Origin of the sequence: Leucobacter sp. M11 (assembly GCF_035726885.1) — a bacterium.
In the GTDB taxonomy this organism is placed as follows: domain Bacteria; phylum Actinomycetota; class Actinomycetes; order Actinomycetales; family Microbacteriaceae; genus JAPFRB01.
Genome location: NZ_JAPFRB010000004.1, coordinates 636,539 through 637,515 on the forward strand (window position 1 = coordinate 636,539; position 977 = coordinate 637,515).

Below are 977 nucleotides of genomic sequence, written 5' to 3' on the forward strand. Positions count from 1 at the left end.
ATCCACCGCGAATCGGGGATTTCCGTCGGGGGCATCTACCGCTACTTCGCGGGCAAGCAGGAGATCCTGATGACCATCGCGGCCCGCGAGCAGGAGCGACTGAACGAGGTGCTGACGCGGGTGGTGACCGAGAGCGCGACGCCGCAGGAGTTCCTGGGCTCCCTCATGACGTCCCTCGAGGCGTTTCGCGATTCCCATCCCGTGGACGTCGACCGACTCGCGGTCGCCGGATGGCTTGAGGCCGCAGAAAACGCTGAGCTGCGTCGCCTGTTGGCGGAGTCGTACGCGCAGCTCGCGGCCGCGCTCGACGGGCGTCTCGGCGAGTGGGGGATCCCCCCGGAGGACCGGGCGGGGCTGCGACACATGCTCCGCACGCTCGTGCTGGGCCACGTCGCGGTCGGGGTCATCGAGCCCGGGGCCGCTCCGGCCCCCTCGATCGACGGGCTGAGCGCGCTGGCCCGCTTTGTCGACCCGAGGGCTGCGCGCTGAGTGCACGCTCGCGCCCGGGTGCGGCCACCGCTCCCGAGTGATCGCCGAGCGGGCTGCTCGCGACGGGGACGAGAGGGCGCACGGAACCGCTGAGCCGGGGGATTGTCGGGGGCCGCGTCTTCCGGTACCGTCGGGTGCACCGCCCGCGCGGCGGATCTTGCCCGTCGAAACTCAGCCGGGCCGGGCGCGCGGGTGACGCGGTGCCGCAGGCGCATCGCGACGCCACGGGCTGGGGAGCATCGGAGCGGAAGCTGTGCCCCACAACGCGTCACTGTGCCGGGCGGGCCGCCCGAATCCTGCCCACCGGTTGGCTCCGCCGCCAGCGCGCGGAGCCGGCGATGCGTCCGGAGGGTCCCGATGAGCGCGGGCTGGTGGGCGCACGCGCTGGGCTGGGGGAGCGTGACCGCGGCCGGCTGCGCCCTGCTCCTCATCGCTGTTCTCTTCGCGGCCCCGTACGCTTTCCTGCATGACTCCCCGAGCGATATCCG

At 73.0% G+C, this 977-nt stretch carries 1 protein-coding gene; it reads left to right on the top strand.

Going from position 1 to position 977, the window contains the following annotated elements; genetic code table 11:
- Window positions 1-489: TetR/AcrR family transcriptional regulator (locus OOT08_RS15205; protein WP_325093641.1), on the top strand; the 489-nt coding region annotated here is incomplete at its 5' end.
- Window positions 490-977 lie beyond the last annotated feature (488 nt).